The organism is Pseudoalteromonas sp. SWYJZ12 (assembly GCF_015864395.1).
In the GTDB taxonomy this organism is placed as follows: Bacteria; Pseudomonadota; Gammaproteobacteria; order Enterobacterales; family Alteromonadaceae; genus Pseudoalteromonas; species Pseudoalteromonas arctica.
In genome coordinates this window covers 34,972-53,005 of record NZ_JADYXH010000015.1, presented here as the reverse complement: position 1 = coordinate 53,005, position 18,034 = coordinate 34,972, and the positions used below count along the sequence as shown (strand labels likewise).

Sequence of the window (18,034 nt, the reverse complement as noted above, 5' to 3'; positions counted from 1 at the left end):
AACTATGGCAAATTTAGATCAAAGTAAGTGGTTTACTGAAATTAGCGACCGCGATGGCAGCGCATTTTCATTACGTATTAATAAAAAGTTAGATGAAAAACAGTCTCCTTTTCAAAAGGTAGAAATGTTTGAAACCACAGACTTTGGTAATTTAATGATCATCGACGGGTGTACTATGGTAACAACCCGCGAAAACTTCTTTTATCATGAGATGATCAGCCACCCTGCACTTTTAGCGCATCCAAACCCTAAAAACGTCGTTATTATTGGCGGCGGCGACTGCGGTACTTTACGCGAAGTATTAAAACACCCAGGCGTAGAAACTGTAACGCAAATAGATATCGACGAAGTAGTAACGCAAATGTCGTTAAAATACTTCCCAGAGCTTTGTGAATCTAATAACGACGCCCGTGCAACGGTTATGTTTGACGACGGTATTAAATACATGCGCGAAGCCGCTGGCGAATCTATCGACGTAGTGATTGTTGATGGCACAGATCCGGTAGGTCCAGGTGAGGGTTTATTTAACCATGCGTTTTACACAAGCTGTTTAGATGCACTGCGCCCAGGTGGTATTTTAGTACAACAAAGTGAATCGCCACTTATGCACATGCCATTATTAGTTGAAATGCGCGAAGCAATGTTAAGCGTAGGCTTTAACGATTTACAAACATTACCATTTCCACAACCAATTTACCCAAGCGGTTTATGGTCAGTAACACTTGCACGTAAATCACAAGCATTTGACGGCTTTAGAGAAGATGGCGCGGCACAAATAGCCGAGCACAGTGAATACTACAATAGCGGTATTCATCATGGCGCACTCGCTACACCTAACTACATGAAACGCGCATTCGATAAAAAATAATACCAATCTGCTTATATATGGGGTCTATTTAACGTTAAGAAAATTACGCTAGAACTAGGCAAAAATTTTTGTATCTAGTTGTTCTAAATAAAAAATTTTTAACGACGTTATAGTGCAATTTAATTCGTTAAATTGATCAAAGATTTATGCAGGTTGGTATAATCTATACCAATTTTATTAAACTAAAAAGGGAGCATTTAAATGCTCCCTTTTTTATACTTTTAAAAACGCCATTGCGCATTTAGCATTATTTGCTGCTGCGAGATTCGTTCATTAAATCCAATTGGCTCTCTATTTTTTGCAGCACTTTTAAGTGCAGAACCTTCAACCCCTATTTGTAGTTTATTAGTGAGCTGGTAGCGCCATGTTGCGGTTAAGCCTTCCCCATTGCTGGCATTAGGGTCAAACGCAGTTGTGTCGTTGTCAGTAACTTTAAAATAATCATAACGTACTGAAACTCGATGTTTGCCTTCTTTATGGCTCAGCATTAAATAATGGCTATAAAAAGCATTATCAATTAATGCGTTACTGCCCATTTCAGTTTTACCATTAAGTACCTGTGCTATTAAACGTGTTTTACTATTAAACTTATAAAGCCAAGCGGCGCTTGTAAAGCGAGTATCCCAAGCATACTGCCCTGTACTAATATTAAGTGTGGTTGGGTCGCCATTATTGTTGTAATAATAAATTCGAAATTGTGATTTTTTTAAGTAATCCCAATGTACGCCAGCGTAATAGCCAAAACGACCGTCTACTTCTTCAAACGGTAAAACCTGATTAGCCTGCCAACGTAATTCGTATGCATTTAATGCCGCTATAGGCGCAAATTTAACACTTTCGTTAAATGTAGTTTGTCTATCGTGTAATGCAAAACCACGCCACGCAAGTAAAGTACCTGCAGGGTCATTGCCTTTAAATGTAGCACCTACAAAACTAAAGCTATGAGCGCTGTTAAAACGTTTTGCTGGGCGCTTAATAGTTACCTCTGCGCCAACAGTGCGTACTTCCTCGCCAATCCAGCTATTAATAGCTGAGTTTGTATAGTTATAAGGAGAAGTCCATCCTATATCAGGGTTTTCAAGCGACATAAGTGGGTAAAAGCCCCCCACGCGCATGTGCCATTTATAGTTGCTGTTAGATAACGGCTGATACTTTATATAAGCCTGCGTAAAACCAAGGCCAACGTCAGGATCTTGATTCGCATTTAACACCCCATGAGCCGACCAACTAGATGCTAAATCAACATTAAAATCTAAAATACCTTGGGATAAAATAAGTTCGTCGCTTTTAGTATCGTGCCGATATAGCCCAAGGCCGCCCTCTTGGAAGCTACGTATATCGTCCCCCTGCACGGCTCTAATTTGTATCAAGCCTTTTACTTGTGCATACAACACATTACTAAAACATAAAGCACCGGCTAAAAATGCCAGCCTTATTAAGCGATTAATAGTCATCAAATTCATCCGTAGCAAAGTCAATTTGCTCCGCAATTTCCTGCATTACTTTATAAGTAATAGGGTTAGTAGCCACAGTAATAGTTTGAAATTCAACCTTACTAATATCACTAAACCCAGAATGCCAAACACTTAACGTGTATTCGCCTGCATTGGCATTTAAATCAACATTCCCGTTTTCATCAGTGATTGCAAAAATAGTACTATCTACCACCACAATATAACCTAGCATCCAATCATGAATATTACAGCCAAGCTCAACAACACCCGTTTGATCAAAAGTAATGGGCGCTTTTGGATGCTCCTTATATAGCTTTAATTCGAACGTTTTGGCTTTAGAAAATGAATAAACATGATGCATAATTGAGTCCGCATTCGGAAACTCTACTTTTGCATTTTGTGGGACAACTAAAATACGCGGCTTAAATTCTCGATTTTGCTGGGTCATCGCATAAGGTGCTTCTGGAGGAATAACGCTAGAGGGGTCTCCTGCAGTTAGCCATACAACAGCATTAGGTAATGGGTCATTATTAGCATTTTTAATTGTAATATTTGCTGCAAAAACTCCAGTACTAACACTTAGTAAAAATACATAAAGTAAGCTTTTTATCATTTTCTTGTCGCTATTATCAATTTGTTTACATTATAGACCGATTAAGCCACCAAATTCTTTCTATTTTTTAAAACATTGAATACGTATGTAAGCAGTCGTATTAATCATCAACAGTCATTATCCTTAGATGTCACCACCGACTCATCTAAGGACACACCATGAGAATACCAGCACTTGTGCTTTTAGCCTTTGCTAGTAATAGCTACGGACAAACCGTAGAGCTAAAATCGCCAGACACACAAATAACAGTAAGCATCTCTGACGAGAACAACACGCCAAGCTACGCAATAAAATTTAAAAACAAAGCGGTTATAAACAAATCTTTACTGGGGTTTGAATTTAAAACACAAGCAGCTTTTAGCGATGGCTTTAAAATTAAAAGCATTGAACAACAAAGCGTTAACTCGCAGTGGCAACAACCTTGGGGCGAACGTCAAAACGTTGTTGACGAATATAACGAAGTAGCCGTTACCTTTACAAAAAACGAGCCAAATAAAGGTACCTACACAATTCGATTTAAAGCATTTGATAGTGGTGTAGGTTTTCGATACGAAGTACCACAACAAGCCGGCTTCGAACATACAGAAATAACCAAAGAGCTAACTGAATTTGCAATAAACAATAGTCATGATGCAACAGCATGGTGGATACCTGCTCGTGGCTGGAACCGCTACGAATATGTTTACAACACTACTCCACTTAACGAAGCTCCACTAGCTCACACACCATTTACGTTTAAAACAAGTGACGGTACTCATATTAGTATTCATGAAGCCGCACTTGTTGATTACGCAGGCATGGTGCTTAATCAACGCCGCTCTGGTACGTTCACTGCCGATTTAACGCCGTGGTCAGATGGTGTTGCCGTTAAAAAACAAGGTGCTTTTAAAACACCATGGCGCACCATTCAAATAGCCGACAGCGCTGTTGGCTTAGTTAATTCAGATATAATACTAAACCTAAACGAGCCTAATAAACTCGGCGACGTGTCGTGGGTTAAGCCTGGCAAATACGTGGGTATCTGGTGGGGTATGCATATAAACACGCAAACTTGGGGTAGCGGTAAAAAACACGGCGCCACTACGCAAACCACAAAATACTATATGGATTTTGCAGCGCAGTATGGTTTTGATGGCGTACTCGTTGAAGGCTGGAATATTGGCTGGGATGGCGATTGGTATTTTAATGGCGATGTATTTAACTTTACCAAACCGTACGACGACTTTGATATAGCAGCGCTTACTCAATACGGCAAAGAAAAAGGCGTACAGCTCATTGGCCATCACGAAACATCAGGCAATGTAAGCAACTACCGTGACCAAATGGAAGATGCTTTTGCCCTTTACGAAAAATCAAACGTAAGCCAAGTAAAAACAGGTTATGTAGCCGATGGCGGAAATATAAAACGTATAGACAAAAACGGTATTGCTCGCCACGAATGGCATGACGGCCAGTTTATGGTTAACGAATACCTTTATAACGTAAAACTTGCGGCTAAGCATAAAATTAGCATTAATACTCACGAGCCAATTAAAGATACAGGCCTGCGCCGTACTTACCCAAACTGGATCGCGCGCGAAGGTGCACGCGGACAAGAATATAATGCATGGGGTTCACCACCTAACCCACCAGAGCATGTACCAATGCTTGCTTTTACCCGCATGCTTGCAGGACCAATGGACTTTACGCCAGGTATTTTTGATATGAGCTTTAATGGTTTAGGAGGCGATACAAACCGCCCACAAACCACACTCGCCAAACAACTCGCGCTTTATGTTGTTTTGTATAGCCCAATTCAAATGGCTGCCGACTTACCTAAAAACTATTTGGCTAAGCCCGATGCGTTTCAATTCATTCAAGACGTACCAACAGATTGGCAGCAAAGTATTGCTATTGATGGTGAAGTAGGCGACTTTATTGTATTCGCTCGTAAAGAACGTAAAAGCACTAAATACTCAGGAAATGATTGGTACCTAGGTGCTGTTACGGACGAAAAAGCCAGAACTGTTGAGGTAAAACTCGACTTTTTAGAGCAAGGCAAAAAGTTTGAAGCACAAATTTATAAAGATGGTAAAAGCGCAGAGTGGAAAAATAATCCGTACGATATAGCTATCGAAAAACGTATTGTAACTGCAAGCGATAAACTAACGCTTAAATTAGCCACTAGTGGCGGTACAGCTATTCGTTTTAAAGCACTTTAATATAATAAAGCCCCTGCATTTACTATGCAGGGGTTGATACCTTTATTGGCAAATATACTTGTGCACTTAAACCGCCTTCTGGGCGGTTTTCTAGTTTTACTTTACCGTCGTGCATATCAACAATGCGTTTAATAATAGCAAGGCCTAGGCCACTGCCTTCACTTCCTCGTGCAGCATCGCCTTGTTTAAAAGGCTCAAAAACAGACTCTAATTCGTTTTCAGGAATGCCGGGGCCACTATCGTTTACAGCGATAACTACATATTTTTTGTTTGAATTAAAGTAGCTAAGTACTTCAATATCGCCCTCAGAATAACGCAGCGCATTACCAATCATGTTGGTAATTACACGTTTAATAGCCACAGAGCTTAACGGTATATTGCCTATATTTGGATTACTTTTAAACGTAATAGTACGTTGATGCTGAAGCTCAGAATTGACAACCTCGGCAACTAAAGCATTGATATCTTCGCAACTTAGTTCTTCACGTTTATGGTGGCGTAGATACTCAATAAACTGATCAATAATCCCGTTCATGTCTTCTATATCGTAAATAATACCTTCACGAAGATAATCATCTTCATCAACCATCATTTCGGTGGCTAAACGGATACGCGTAAGCGGCGTACGTAAATCATGAGATACACCGGCCATTAGTAAACGGCGGTCGTTTTCAAGTGCAGCAATTCCGCGCGACATTTGGTTAAACGCGCGCGTTACTTCTATTACTTCTGTTGAGCCTTGTTCTTCTAACTTGGTAGAAAAGTCGCCTTTACCCACTTTCACTGCAGCTTGTTGCAGTGCTTTTAATGGTCTATTAAGGTGCCTTGCAAACAACCACCCACCCAGCACACTTAAAAAGCCAATACTTGATAAGTAAAAAGTTAAAAACTCTAAGTTGTTCTCTTTAAAGCCTTTAAGCGGTACTTTGACCCAATAACCTGGCGCTTGCGGTGCTTCAACCCAATAAATCAACGGATCAGTTTGGCTAATACGTACACGAGAATAACCACCAAGTTGCTCAGTCATGCTACGCGATAGCATAGAATATTCGCGGCTTTGCCCAAGCCCTTGGCGCATTGCTTCGCGCTGCGTCATGACTTCAATGCCGGTAATTTCAAAAAACTTTGCAGATACTTCGTCGTTTATTTCAACGCCATCTTCCCAGTCAATAAATACTGTTTTAATTTGCTTAGCAAGCATCAAGTTAACTTGCTCAATGGTTGGTTTTACAACATAAAAACTAACCGTAACATAAGACACTATTTGATTTATGAGCAGCAGAGCCGCCACTAAAAAAACAGTTTGTCCAAAAGCACTGCGCGGAAACATGCCCATAAATATTACTTTTCACCGTCGGGAACAAACACATACCCCAAACCCCAAACGGTTTGAATATATCGCGGATTGGCAGCATCTACTTCAATCATGCGGCGAAGTCTCGACACTTGCACATCAATGCTTCGCTCAAGCGCACTGTAATCGCGGCCACGCGCTAAGTTCATTAGCTTATCGCGGCTAAGTGGCTCACGTGGATGCGAAACAAGCGCTTTAAGCACTGCAAACTCACCACTGGTAAGCGATATTGTTTTATCCCCTTCACTCATTTCGCGCGTTGCTAAATTAAGCGTAAATTTACCAAAAGCGATTAAGTTTTCTTCAGCAGCAGGTGCGCCTGGCACTTCTTTTGCGCGGCGACGTAAAATAGCTTTTATGCGAGCAAGTAGCTCTCGTGGATTAAATGGTTTTGGAATGTAATCGTCAGCGCCAAGTTCAAGGCCAATAATGCGATCTACTTCGTCGCCCTTTGCAGTAAGCATAACAATAGGAATTTCATTTTCTTTTTGGCGTAGACGGCGGCAAATAGATAAGCCATCCTCGCCTGGGAGCATTAAATCGAGAACCATTAAGTGAAAGTTTTCTCGCTCTAGGAGTCTATCCATTTGCTCCGAGTTTCCTGCGGTTCTAACAATAAAGCCTTGCTCTACTAAATAACGTTCAAGCAAACTGCGTAAGCGCATATCGTCATCAACAACTAATACTTTTGTGGTTTCGTGTCCCATAATCTCTTTCTTATTTTTATATCCAATTACTAGTTAATATAAATGAAAAACTTAATAATCAAAAACTAATTACTTGCTTAGATTGTTACTGAACATTTCAAAGCTTACTTACTCGTACTTTATTACATTTTACGCTCGACAAGTTTTGGCAAATTTAATAACGTGCACACCATTAGAGCTAATAAAGAATTCACCATGAAAACAAATTTAGTTACCCGCGAAGGTTACTTACAATTACAACAAGAACACGACCAACTATGGAACGTTAAACGCCCAGAAGTAACAAAAATAGTAAGCTGGGCAGCCAGCCTCGGAGATCGCTCTGAGAACGCAGACTATCAGTACAACAAGCGTTTGCTACGCCAAATTGACCGTCGTGTACGCTATTTACGCAAACGCATACCTGATTTAAAAATCATCGACTACTCTCCCGTTCAAGATGGAAAAGTGTTTTTTGGTGCATGGGTCGAAATTGAAAACGAAGAAGGTGAAACTAAAAAATTCAGAATTGTCGGACCTGATGAAATTTACGACCGAAAAGATTACATATCGATAGACTCACCTATGGCGCGGGCGCTGATTAAAAAACAAGTAGATGACGATTTTGAGGTACCTACTCCTCAGGGTAAAAAACAGTGGTATGTAAACAGTATCGATTACCAAAAAAAGAAATAAAAAGTTTTGATTCAGATCATGTTAACTTTTGATTGTGTAAATTAAACCAATAAGCTATAACTGAATTATTCAAGTTGATTTGTTTAATTTGAAAGCAGTTAATTAAGGTCGTGGTTATGTCAAACATAGTACAGCGCATATTAAATAATGCCGTATTGTTTGCACTTTTAATGAGTGTAAGTTTGACGCTGCATGCCAGTAACACTGAAGTAAACCTTGATAACGCTAAACTATCTAATCACTTTATTGCTTGTGACATTCCTGACCAAGCAAACCTCGATTTTGACGTAGACTCTCACGTTAATACTATTACCTTTAGGTCGCCTCAACCACTTCCTAATGTCGTAGATTCTTTTTATAAGAGCACCAATCTAAACAGACCTTTTAGCACTGCGTACCAACGCGGACCACCTAGCTATTTAATTTAATTCATTATTTTACAACTTAATTAAATTTTATAACTACTAAGGTGACTACTATGTCTAACTTTAAAGAATTACGTACTCAAAATGTTTCTCACGGCGTTATTGCAAGCACATTTGCAGATGACCAACCATTGATTGATTTATCATCTCCAGCGCTAAAAATGGTAAATAACTTTACTCAAAAAACGCCTATTCGTGCAGAGCATACAACAACGATTACAGATGCACTTAAACAAGTTAGCTCGCAACAATCTGATTTTGTTTTAGTAACCGACGAGAACCAAAAATTGATTGGTCTTGTTTCTAGCGCCGATTTACAAAGCTCTAAAATTACTATTATTGCAGAGCGTTTAAATACCCCACGAAGTGAAGTAAGCTTGCGCGATATTATGACGCCAATTAGCCGACTTACAGGTGTAAGCATGCAAAGTTTAAGCTATGCATGTATTGGTGATGCGCTGCAAACAATGGAGCATCAAGGTGTAATGTTTTTATTAGTAACAACAGCAAGTAGCGAAATTTGTGGTTTAATTTCAGCTCGCCAAATAGCTAAAACATTACATATTCCACTGCATATTAGCCCTATTGCTCACTCTTTCAGTGAAGTATTAGAAAACATTGAGCACCCTCACTAGGGCGCTCTTTTAGTTGAATTGATTTACTCCCCTCCCAACCATCTTAAAGCAAGTGAAATAGCTTGCTTTAAGAGCTTTTTATTACTACCTCCTGTGATATTATTCAAGCAATTAACGGCGCCAGTAACACGCTTCTGGTCTTATTTTATTGTATAAAAAGGTTTTTGCATGAGCGATATCTCTGCACGTTTAGCCGGTGAGTTAAACGCACAGCAGCAACAGGTTGTTGCAGCTACAAAATTACTTGATGAAGGCGCAACTGTTCCTTTTATTGCCCGCTACAGAAAAGAAGTTACCGGCGGCCTAGACGACACCCAATTACGCCTTTTAGAGCAGCGTTTATCGTATTTACGTGAACTAGAAGAGCGCCGTAGTTTTATTTTATCGACCATCGAATCGCAAAATAAATTAACGCCAGAGCTAAGTGCCGATATAACTAATGCACAAAGTAAAACTGAACTTGAAGATTTATACCTACCTTATAAAGCTAAGCGCCGTACTAAAGGCCAAATAGCAATTGAAGCTGGTTTAGAGCCTCTTGCAGATGCACTATTTAAAGATGCTAACCTTGACCCAGAGCAACAAGCAGATCAATTTGTAAGTGCTGAAAAAGGCTTTGCAGATACAAAAGCTGTACTCGAAGGCGCTAAATTTATCTTGATGGAGCGCTTTGCTGAAGACGCAAAATTACTTGCTAAATTTAGAAGTCACATAAGCCAAAACGGCGCAATTGAAAGCACTGTAATTAAAGGCCAAGAGCAAGCTGGTGCAAAATACCGTGACTACTTCGAGCATCAAGAACTTCTCAAAAAAGTACCTTCTCACCGTGCGCTTGCTATGCTTAGAGCCCGAAATGAAGGTGTACTTCAGTTAAATGTTAATCCAGAGCCTAGCGCTGAAAATTCAGCGCAACTATGTGCCAACATGATTGCTGACCATTACCGTTTAGATATTAAATATAAAGCGGCAAGTCCTTGGTTATTAAACGTTGTGCAATGGGCGTGGAAAATTAAGTTAGGATTACACCTAGAGAATGAATTTTTTGCAGCAATGCGCGAAAAAGCAGAAGCTGGTGCAATCGACGTATTTGCTAAAAACTTAAAAGATTTATTAATGGCAGCACCTGCAGGCCCCCGTACTACTTTAGGTCTTGATCCAGGCCTTCGTACTGGCTGTAAGATTGCCGTTGTTGATAGCACAGGTAAATTACTAGCTACACAAACTATTTTCCCTCATGCACCACAAAATCATTGGGATAAATCAGTGCGTACGTTAGAGCAACTTTGTCGTCAGCATAAAGTTGAGCTAATTGCGATTGGTAACGGTACTGCATCACGCGAATCAGATAAGTTGGTTGCTGAGCTTATAAAAGCAAACAGCGAACTTAAGCTTAGTAAAATTATGGTTAGCGAAGCGGGTGCATCGGTTTACTCAGCTTCTGAATTTGCAGCTAATGAATTCCCAGATTTAGATGTTTCTATACGAGGGGCTGTCTCTATTGCGCGCCGCCTTCAAGATCCTCTTGCTGAACTTGTTAAAATTGAGCCAAAATCAATTGGTGTTGGCCAATACCAACACGATGTATCGCAAAGCCAATTAGGCCAAAGCCTTATTTCAGTAGTTGAAGACTGTGTAAACTCAGTAGGCGTAGATTTAAACATGGCATCGGTACCGCTACTTACACGCGTATCTGGTTTGAACAAAACATTAGCGCAAAATATCGTTAATTATCGCGATGCTAACGGCACATTTACTAAACGTAGTGAGCTTAAAAAGGTTGAGCGTTTAGGGCCAAAAGCATTTGAACAAGCGGCTGGTTTTTTACGTATTAACAATGGTAGCGATCCTCTAGATAACTCATCAGTTCACCCTGAAGCTTATCCTGTTGTTAAACGTATTTGTGAACGCAATAGCGTCGATGTCAGTAACCTAATTGGTAACAGCGACTTTTTAACTAAACTTGCTGCTAACGATTACACTGACGAAAAATTTGGCTTACCAACCGTTACCGACATTATTACTGAGCTTGATAAACCAGGTCGAGATCCTCGCCCTGAATTTAAAACAGCTGAGTTTAAAGCCGGTGTTGAAAAAATTAGTGACCTAAAACCAGGTATGATTTTAGAAGGCGTGGTTTCAAACGTTGCTAATTTTGGTGCGTTTGTTGATGTAGGTGTTCACCAAGATGGTTTAGTGCATATTTCAGCAATCACGAATAAATTTATATCAGATCCGCGTGAAGTTGTTAAAGCTGGTGATATTGTAAAGGTTAAAGTTGTTGAAGTAGACGCTGCACGTAAACGTATAAGCTTTACTATGCGCTTAGATGACGACATTGACACAAGTAATAAGTCAGCAGCGCCAGCTACGCAAAAGCCACAAACACGTGCTAATAATTCGCAACCTCGCGCTGCAAAGCCTAAACGTGACAATGGCAATGCGTTAATGGGTAATGCATTTGCCGATGCGTTCGCTAATGCTAAAGTGAAAAAATAATACTTGTACAGCTAAGCTAAAACGAAAAAAACCGCGTAAGCGGTTTTTTTGTGGTTACGTTTTACTAAATTATTAACTTAACGCTGAAAAACTACTTTGGCTCGCTGGCGATGTAGCCATTTGATAAAAGTTAGCAATACGCCCCGCCCGTGCCTCAACATCGGCATCACGTGTTTGCTCGTCACTTTTAGCTGTTTTTGTATCGCTGCTTTCATCGCTAGAGAATGACGCTTCAAGTTTACTTTTTGCGTCTTCGTCGTCTTCTTTTTCAGGTTGTGCAAGCTCAGCCTGAGCCGCTGCTAGCTTTTGCGTAGCATCTGCAGCAATAGAGCGATCAGCTCCCGAAGGCTCTGCAGGCGCTAATGCGGCAGCGCGTACCGTTTGCATTTTGTCTATAGTCGCTTGCGGATCACCCGGAACTTCAGATACATCTATTTGTACTTCTCCGCCAACTGCGTAGTTAGTACCATCTGGGCCACGTTGATACTCATAGCTTGGCGAGCCAGCATGTTGCCCACCTACAGAAGCGTGCGCTTGCTCGTGTATTCGTACTTCAGTATCTCGTGCTTTTAGCTCTGTAATTTGTTGTTGTTCTTGTTCTAATTGCAGCTCTTCTTGCTCAGATTCTTTTTTCTCAATTGCTTCACTTTCTTCCTCAGAGCCCTCAGGGTTTTCTGAGTTTCCATCGCGCTGCTGAACTGACTTTTCGTCTGCTATTTTTCCCGTTGCGTTATACGTCGCACCATCGCTACTGCCTGTTAATTTTGCTTTTTCAGAATCACTTTGCGCTTTGGTTTCTGTATTGCTTGCGCTACTAGATGCGGGAGCAGGAATAACTTCGCGTAGTTGGTTGTCACGCCGTGCAGTTTCCGTATAAACATTTGCAGTGTTTATATTGATAGACGGAAATGGCGTGACAATATTCATAATACTAAACTTTAATATCGATTAACGTGCCAAGTACATCATCGGCCGTTTGAATTGATTGCGTATTTGCCTTGGCATTAAACTCTTCAACTTTTAAGTTAACAAGCGCTTCATCAACACGAGCAGGCTGTGCTACAGGTGCAGTAATAGCTTCTTCAGGGCGTGCTGCTGTAAGCTGACGTTGCTGCGCTAACTGTGCGTCATCTTGCTGTTCTATACTGGCACGGTTAATCTCAGCACTGGCTTTTTCAATACCTTGGCTAGCTCGATTAAACCCTTCTACACCACTATTAAATACAGATCCGATTGGCATATTAAAACCTCCACCAAATAAACATTGTTTAATTATCGCTCAGGTTCTGCTCAAAATAAAGCTTTAAACAGCGCTATTCTTAGCTCTATTTTAAAGCATTGATTTAACGACAGATAAAAACTCACTTTTATGAGAAATAAACGGCGCGTGCGACGCTTTATCTAGCACTTCGTATTCAAACTCAGTATTTAGTACTGACATTTCACTAATTGCTTTATAAGGCACTAAGGCATCAAGTCGGCCAAATACTCCTTTGATAGGTACTGGGCAATGAGCAAATAAATCACGTAAATCGTCGTTTTGTAAAATATCTAAACCAGCACTCAGGGCGTCGCTTTGTGGTGCGCTGTACTGATTTAGTAATTGTTTAAGCAGCTTTATATCATCACGCGCCGACTCGCTACCCATCGCTTGAATAGCTAAGAAGCGCTCTATTGTTTTCTCTCGATGATTAACTAACTGCTCTTTAAACTGCGCCAATACATTCGCTTTTATCCCGGGCCAATTATCTGCCTCCGCAAAAAAAGGAGTCGATGCAATTAAAATAACTTTTGATACTTTTTCAGGCCAATGCTTAGCAATATAAAGTGCAAATAATCCACCTAACGACCACCCCATTAAAATGGTCTTCGGCTTTAACTGCTTACTTAAAGTTTCTGCTGCATCATGCAAAGTATAAGGGCTTGGGCAAACATGGTTATTACCAAACCCAGGTAGGTCAAGGCTACGTACACTTCCTGAATATAAAAACTCAAGTTCTGGCTGTACTAACTGCCATACGCCCTGATTCATTCCCCAACCATGTAATAACACTAACTCATTTTGCATATTTGCCTAACCTTTACCAAACTTAGGCTCATCATAACGTTTAAAAAGGCGATTGCAATGCAAGGAGCGAGTCAGTGAAACAAGCCGTTTTAAATTGGTTATTTCCCTCTTATTGCATGCAATGTCAAAATACGATTACGACCTCTTTAGGGCTTTGTGATTATTGCCTTGAAGATTTACCATTGTTTGATTTTAGTAAGCATAAGAATTTACTGCATCGACCCGATATTGTTGAGATGTTTCCTAATTGCGAGTTTGATAAATTATTTGCCTGTGCTTTTTATCAACCTCCCTTTGAACATTGGCTTAAAAGGCTAAAATTTAATAATCAAATTCATTATAAAAAGGCATTGCAGCAAGTTATACAAAAACAATTAACGCAGTTTTTTGAGCAAAGCCCTACTTTGCCAGATACCTTTATTATTTTACCTCTTCATAAAAGCCGATTCATTACTCGCGGGTTTAATCAGGTAAGCCAAGTTTGGCAACCATGTTTAGCTAATTACGCATCAGTGAGTAACGTACTTATTCGCAATAAAAACACACAAGCTCAGTCGGAGCTATCTAAAGCAAAGCGTATTAAAAACTTAAAAAATGCCTTTATTTGTACAGAGGATATGGGCGGTAAAACAGTCGCTATTGTTGATGATGTGATGACGACAGGGGCAACATTAAACGCAGCTACTAGTGCACTAAAACAAGCAGGCGCTAAACAAGTGTGGGCTTTTACAACTTGCTTAACGCCTATTTAATTATTAAAAAGTATTATACCAATCCGCAATAATACTTAATCATTTTACGGGGCTAAACGTGTCGCTACCTGAGTTAAAAAATTTTCATTTACGACTGCATGGATGCAGAAGGTAGAGCAATGCAGAAGCAATTGCCGAGAACAACTAAATAGCGAATTTTTTGCCTAGCTCTCAACACGTTTTTCCATCCTCAAAATAGATCACTTAATTTAAGCGAATTAGTATTATTCGCCATTTGCACGAAACGTATGGCCAAAAAATAAAGCGTTGCTTAGTAGTCGACTAGTCCCATACCAGTAACCTCTAAATACAGGGTCGTCGGTCATGCCTATTACTGTACCTCGTCCGTATGAGTGAGCAATTAAGCCTGCGCCGCCAGCAACTTGCTCAACATTAACGGCATCGGTAAAGCCTGCCAATAATGGATTTTTAGTGTAGGTAAGTACATTTACGAACGGAGCATCGGAAGCTTCTAGCAACCAAGTACTGTTTTTGAATACGGGCAATGTATTACGCTTAAGTGAAAATGTAAGCGGATGAGTTAAATCTACATTAGTATTAAAAATAGCACCTGCAATGCGTTGACGTCCTGCTAAATGATCTTTATCGCCATAACTTAAATCTGTCGTTTTAAATGCACTTGCTACATCTTGTCGTGATAGATAGCTTGCTTTAAGTAATTGCTGATCAGCTAAAAATTTAGCGCCGCCTTTGTGACCCCAAATAACGCCGCCTTTCCTTACCCAGCTTTTAATAGCCACTTTGTCGGCATCAGATAAGCTATTGTAATTGCCATGAGCAAGCACAATATGACTGTAGTCACTTAACTCGAGTGAACTAAAGCGGTTCATTTCAACAATTGTTGGTGCAACACCTACAAAGCGATCTAGGTAATACCACACTTCGCCGACTTCGTACTGGCTTGCGCCTTGCCCGCCAATAAGCAGTACTTTTGGAGCACTAACAACCGCCATTGATCGCGACCCTAAATCGGCTCCTTTGCTTGTTAAACCTGATGTAATAGGTTTGATTGCAATACCAAACTCATTTTGTGCTTTATTTAGCAAGGTAATCCAATCTGTATTTGTTTGTAGTCCAGCCGGTATAATAATACTCCCAGGTTTAAAATTAATTTCTCCTGATGTTGATTTAGCCGTTAATGCTTTTAGCGCTACACGTGCTTTTATACCTTGCTGTAATAAGCTATTTAACATTTTAGGTGCTAAATAATCATCCCACGAAAAACCAAATGCGTAACCTTCGGTGAGTGAAGAAAATGATGGGGTTGCTACTTTTTCCCATGCTTTATCAGCAACCTTTAATCCCCAACTACTTTTAACTTTAGAAAATGGCAAATTAAACGCATGCGCTAATGTCCAGCCAGATACATCGTAAAAAGTATTATCGGCAAAGTTTTTTTGCTCACTAAAAATCGCTTTTACCAAACGATATTGTGGTTGTGCTAATGGTACAAAATAGCTATGTGTACTGAAATTCTTACCATCTGCTTTTAATGATTTAGTAAGTGGGTAAGCGTTAATTTGGTGCTGCTTTAACAATTCTAAAAAGTGCATAATACGGGTGTTGTCGCTTGCACCTTCAACAACATAACCTTCAAAGCTTTCATCGCTGGCTAAATCAGTAGCTTGATTGTAAAACTTAGCCTGGTAATCAAGTAATGCTTGGCGGTTATCAACTGCTGCCTTAAAGGTAGATAAACTCGTTAACAGTTGATTTTTAATAGTGAAAGGAAAGCTCAAAGGTCCATTTATAGTGTCTTGAATATGTCCGCGAGAACTTGCTTGTTCAAATAAAATGCCTATGCCGCCATTTACATCTGGGTAAGTTGAGCCTTTTCCATAGTAAAAATCGTCAAAGCTTTCTTCTGTAAAATAAAGTGCATTGTTTTCATCTAAGGTTTTTGCATGATAGTTGGCAATTGCCTTTGTTAAGGTAACATTTTCATCAGGTGTTATAGGGTGCTTACGACTTGGAATACCTGGTTGAAAAAAGTAACTGCTGTTTGGACCCATTTCATGAAAATCGGTTAAGACATTTGGTTTCCACTGATGAAATTTAGCAATACGTGCACGCGATTCAGGATGCTGTAGCAGTAGCCAATCGCGATTTAAATCAAACCAATAGTGGTTAGTACGGCTGCTAGGCCAGTTTTCAACATGCTCACGGGTTTTAGGGTCACTTGATAAATTCATGCCTCGGTTACTGTTGGCCCAATTAGCAAAACGAGCAAACCCGTCAGGATTAAGTGAAGGGTCGAGTAAAATAACCGTGTTATTTAATAGCTCATCTATTTCAGTACCTTGTGCAGCAGCTAAATAATAAGCCACCAGCAATGATGAGTTACTACCTGATGACTCATTACCATGAACGCTATAACCCATCCATACAACGGCAGGGTCGTCTTGTGCTTTACCACTGTTATTACTTAAGCGTGCTAAGTGAGCTTGGCGTGTCTGCTCTATGCTTGATAACTTATCAGCAGCAGTAATTGTTAGCATTACTAACGGGCGTTTTTCATGCGTGCGGCCAATCACCTCAAAATTTATACGGTCGCTTTTATCAGCAAGTATTTCCATATAACGTACGAGCTGATCGTGTCTCACGTGCCACTCTCCTACTTCGTAACCGAGTACTTGCTCAGGAGTAGGAATTGAAGGGTCAAATTTTACATCTTGTTCAAAATAATACGAAAGTGGCTTAGCTACACTTGAAAAGCTAAGCAACACCACCATTAATGTTAATACCAAACGCATATAAATCACTCAAAAAATGTTCGTTGTTTGCACGCTACCATTGCTTAAAATAGATGCCAACTTTTTACGCTCAACACTAGCCGCAACACGATGAGCGGAGTATGATACGCAGTATCCGAGTAATTTAGTCAAGTATAGATGGTTTTATGATTTCTATTTCCGAAACAGCGCAAGCGCATTTTGCTAAACTATTAGCAGATCAATCACAACAAACCAATATTCGTGTGTTTGTTGTAAACCCTGGTTCATCACAAGCGGAATGTGGTGTGTCTTATTGTCCAGAAGACGCTGTAGAAGCGAGCGATATTCGCCTAAACTTTAACGGTTTTGATGCCGTTGTAGATGCAGAAAGTGCTCCATTTTTAGAAGAAGCTGAAATTGATTTTGTTACCGACAAAATGGGTACTCAGTTAACGCTAAAAGCACCAAATGCAAAGGCGCGTAAAATAGGTAACGATGCATCGTTAAACGAACGTGTACAGCACATGCTAGAAACCGAAGTAAATCCACAACTTGCTAACCACGGTGGTCAAGTAAGCCTTGTTGAAATTACAGCTGCAGGTATAGCTATACTTCAGTTTGGTGGTGGTTGTAACGGTTGTTCTATGATCGATGTAACGCTAAAAGAAGGCATTGAAAAAGAAATGATAGCTAAGTTTGAAGAAATCACCGGTGTTGCTGATATAACAGAACACGAAGCGGGCGATCACTCTTACTATTAGGCCTTGTAAATGCTAAAGCAGCTTATTTATCGCTTAGGGAGCAACCCTAAGCTGAGCTTAAAGCGCTTTTTTCGCGGCTTAGCACTGTTTGTGCTAGCCGTGATATTCATATCTATTGGGTATTACACTCACTACAGCTTACAAATAATTGGCGTTATAATTTTACTCCCCGCATTATTTTTTGCCGGTTGGGGCTACTGCGGTATTTTTGCTAATCGTTTTTCACAAGTTTTAAAAGATATGGGCCCTAAACACCACGACCCCGATCTCTGGAAATAAACCATTTATTT

At 40.1% G+C, this 18,034-nt stretch carries 17 protein-coding genes; 9 read left to right on the top strand and 8 right to left on the bottom strand.

Annotated features, from left to right (window positions below; genetic code table 11):
* The first annotated feature begins 4 nt into the window (after positions 1-4).
* Positions 5-868, top strand: coding sequence for a polyamine aminopropyltransferase (gene speE, locus I6F42_RS14915; protein ID WP_010554937.1), 864 nt, complete (start codon positions 5-7; stop codon positions 866-868).
* Positions 869-1,089: 221 nt separating this feature from the next.
* Here speE and I6F42_RS14910 read toward each other — a convergent pair whose 3' ends face one another.
* Positions 1,090-2,322, bottom strand: a complete 1,233-nt coding sequence (locus tag I6F42_RS14910; RefSeq protein WP_197152653.1) for a hypothetical protein — start codon at positions 2,320-2,322, stop codon at positions 1,090-1,092.
* Entirely contained in the window at positions 2,312-2,935 is a 624-nt protein-coding gene (locus I6F42_RS14905) for a hypothetical protein (RefSeq protein WP_010554939.1), read from the bottom strand. Before I6F42_RS14905 ends, I6F42_RS14910 begins: the two co-directional genes overlap by 11 nt.
* A 158-nt stretch (positions 2,936-3,093) precedes the next feature.
* Between I6F42_RS14905 and I6F42_RS14900 the strand changes: the two genes are divergently transcribed.
* Positions 3,094-5,136, top strand: coding sequence for a glycoside hydrolase family 97 protein (locus tag I6F42_RS14900; protein ID WP_165722791.1), 2,043 nt, complete (start codon positions 3,094-3,096; stop codon positions 5,134-5,136).
* A 22-nt stretch (positions 5,137-5,158) separates the two neighbouring features.
* Here the strand turns inward: I6F42_RS14900 and envZ are convergent, their stop codons facing one another.
* Together envZ and ompR are read right to left on the bottom strand one after the other, a co-directional pair.
* Positions 5,159-6,472 carry a two-component system sensor histidine kinase EnvZ gene (gene envZ / locus I6F42_RS14895; protein ID WP_024607434.1) on the bottom strand — a complete coding sequence of 438 codons (1,314 nt, stop codon included), beginning with the start codon at positions 6,470-6,472 and terminating at the stop codon, positions 5,159-5,161.
* 5 nt (positions 6,473-6,477) lie between these two features.
* Complete coding sequence (gene ompR / locus I6F42_RS14890; RefSeq protein ID WP_002959552.1) at positions 6,478-7,197, bottom strand: two-component system response regulator OmpR; 720 nt, start codon at positions 7,195-7,197, stop codon at positions 6,478-6,480.
* Positions 7,198-7,392: 195 nt separating this feature from the next.
* Between ompR and greB the strand changes: the two genes are divergently transcribed.
* From greB to I6F42_RS14870, 4 genes are all read left to right on the top strand, one after another.
* Positions 7,393-7,872 carry a transcription elongation factor GreB gene (gene greB, locus I6F42_RS14885; RefSeq protein WP_007584978.1) on the top strand — a complete coding sequence of 160 codons (480 nt, stop codon included), beginning with the start codon at positions 7,393-7,395 and terminating at the stop codon, positions 7,870-7,872.
* 116 nt (positions 7,873-7,988) lie between these two features.
* Positions 7,989-8,300 (top strand): hypothetical protein, encoded by a 312-nt coding sequence (locus tag I6F42_RS14880; protein WP_007584977.1) that lies wholly within the window; start codon positions 7,989-7,991, stop codon positions 8,298-8,300.
* 50 nt (positions 8,301-8,350) lie between these two features.
* A complete protein-coding gene (locus tag I6F42_RS14875) occupies positions 8,351-8,932 on the top strand; it encodes a CBS domain-containing protein (RefSeq protein ID WP_010554942.1) in 582 nt (193 codons plus the stop codon).
* A 168-nt stretch (positions 8,933-9,100) separates the two neighbouring features.
* On the top strand, positions 9,101-11,428 hold the full coding sequence (locus I6F42_RS14870; RefSeq protein ID WP_197152652.1) for a Tex family protein: 2,328 nt from the start codon (positions 9,101-9,103) through the stop codon (positions 11,426-11,428).
* Positions 11,429-11,500: 72 nt separating this feature from the next.
* On the opposite strand, the gene I6F42_RS14865 is transcribed toward I6F42_RS14870, so the two are convergent.
* The 3 genes from I6F42_RS14865 to bioH all read right to left on the bottom strand — a co-directional run bounded on the left by I6F42_RS14865 (position 11,501) and on the right by bioH (position 13,496).
* Positions 11,501-12,355 carry a putative metalloprotease CJM1_0395 family protein gene (locus I6F42_RS14865; protein ID WP_197152651.1) on the bottom strand — a complete coding sequence of 285 codons (855 nt, stop codon included), beginning with the start codon at positions 12,353-12,355 and terminating at the stop codon, positions 11,501-11,503.
* A 4-nt stretch (positions 12,356-12,359) separates the two neighbouring features.
* Positions 12,360-12,668, bottom strand: coding sequence for a hypothetical protein (locus tag I6F42_RS14860; protein ID WP_007584971.1), 309 nt, complete (start codon positions 12,666-12,668; stop codon positions 12,360-12,362).
* 90 nt (positions 12,669-12,758) lie between these two features.
* On the bottom strand, positions 12,759-13,496 hold the full coding sequence (gene bioH / locus I6F42_RS14855) for a pimeloyl-ACP methyl ester esterase BioH (protein ID WP_101163194.1): 738 nt from the start codon (positions 13,494-13,496) through the stop codon (positions 12,759-12,761).
* Positions 13,497-13,570: 74 nt separating this feature from the next.
* Here bioH and I6F42_RS14850 point away from each other — a divergent pair, with 74 nt between their 5' ends.
* Positions 13,571-14,248, top strand: coding sequence for a ComF family protein (locus I6F42_RS14850; protein ID WP_197152650.1), 678 nt, complete (start codon positions 13,571-13,573; stop codon positions 14,246-14,248).
* A 224-nt stretch (positions 14,249-14,472) separates the two neighbouring features.
* On the opposite strand, the gene I6F42_RS14845 is transcribed toward I6F42_RS14850, so the two are convergent.
* On the bottom strand, positions 14,473-17,022 hold the full coding sequence (locus tag I6F42_RS14845; protein WP_197152649.1) for a M14 family zinc carboxypeptidase: 2,550 nt from the start codon (positions 17,020-17,022) through the stop codon (positions 14,473-14,475).
* A gap of 146 nt (positions 17,023-17,168) precedes the next feature.
* Here I6F42_RS14845 and nfuA point away from each other — a divergent pair, with 146 nt between their 5' ends.
* A complete protein-coding gene (gene nfuA / locus I6F42_RS14840) occupies positions 17,169-17,744 on the top strand; it encodes a Fe-S biogenesis protein NfuA (RefSeq protein WP_007584966.1) in 576 nt (191 codons plus the stop codon).
* A 9-nt stretch (positions 17,745-17,753) separates the two neighbouring features.
* Positions 17,754-18,023 (top strand): hypothetical protein, encoded by a 270-nt coding sequence (locus I6F42_RS14835; RefSeq protein WP_002959572.1) that lies wholly within the window; start codon positions 17,754-17,756, stop codon positions 18,021-18,023.
* The last annotated feature ends 11 nt before the right edge of the window (positions 18,024-18,034 follow it).

Bases quoted from the DNA above. Each gene is read 5' to 3' on its own strand.
- I6F42_RS14900 (WP_165722791.1), top strand. From the start codon at position 3,094: ATGAGAATACCAGCACTTGTGCTTTTAGCCTTTGCTAGTAATAGCTAC.
- greB (WP_007584978.1), top strand. From the start codon at position 7,393: ATGAAAACAAATTTAGTTACCCGCGAAGGTTACTTACAATTACAACAA.
- I6F42_RS14845 (WP_197152649.1), bottom strand. From the start codon at position 17,022: ATGCGTTTGGTATTAACATTAATGGTGGTGTTGCTTAGCTTTTCAAGT.
- bioH (WP_101163194.1), bottom strand. From the start codon at position 13,496: ATGCAAAATGAGTTAGTGTTATTACATGGTTGGGGAATGAATCAGGGC.
- nfuA (WP_007584966.1), top strand. From the start codon at position 17,169: ATGATTTCTATTTCCGAAACAGCGCAAGCGCATTTTGCTAAACTATTA.
- I6F42_RS14835 (WP_002959572.1), top strand. From the start codon at position 17,754: ATGCTAAAGCAGCTTATTTATCGCTTAGGGAGCAACCCTAAGCTGAGC.
- I6F42_RS14870 (WP_197152652.1), top strand. From the start codon at position 9,101: ATGAGCGATATCTCTGCACGTTTAGCCGGTGAGTTAAACGCACAGCAG.
- I6F42_RS14905 (WP_010554939.1), bottom strand. From the start codon at position 2,935: ATGATAAAAAGCTTACTTTATGTATTTTTACTAAGTGTTAGTACTGGA.
- ompR (WP_002959552.1), bottom strand. From the start codon at position 7,197: ATGGGACACGAAACCACAAAAGTATTAGTTGTTGATGACGATATGCGC.
- I6F42_RS14910 (WP_197152653.1), bottom strand. From the start codon at position 2,322: ATGACTATTAATCGCTTAATAAGGCTGGCATTTTTAGCCGGTGCTTTA.
- I6F42_RS14875 (WP_010554942.1), top strand. From the start codon at position 8,351: ATGTCTAACTTTAAAGAATTACGTACTCAAAATGTTTCTCACGGCGTT.
- envZ (WP_024607434.1), bottom strand. From the start codon at position 6,472: ATGGGCATGTTTCCGCGCAGTGCTTTTGGACAAACTGTTTTTTTAGTG.
- I6F42_RS14860 (WP_007584971.1), bottom strand. From the start codon at position 12,668: ATGCCAATCGGATCTGTATTTAATAGTGGTGTAGAAGGGTTTAATCGA.
- I6F42_RS14880 (WP_007584977.1), top strand. From the start codon at position 7,989: ATGTCAAACATAGTACAGCGCATATTAAATAATGCCGTATTGTTTGCA.
- I6F42_RS14865 (WP_197152651.1), bottom strand. From the start codon at position 12,355: ATGAATATTGTCACGCCATTTCCGTCTATCAATATAAACACTGCAAAT.
- speE (WP_010554937.1), top strand. From the start codon at position 5: ATGGCAAATTTAGATCAAAGTAAGTGGTTTACTGAAATTAGCGACCGC.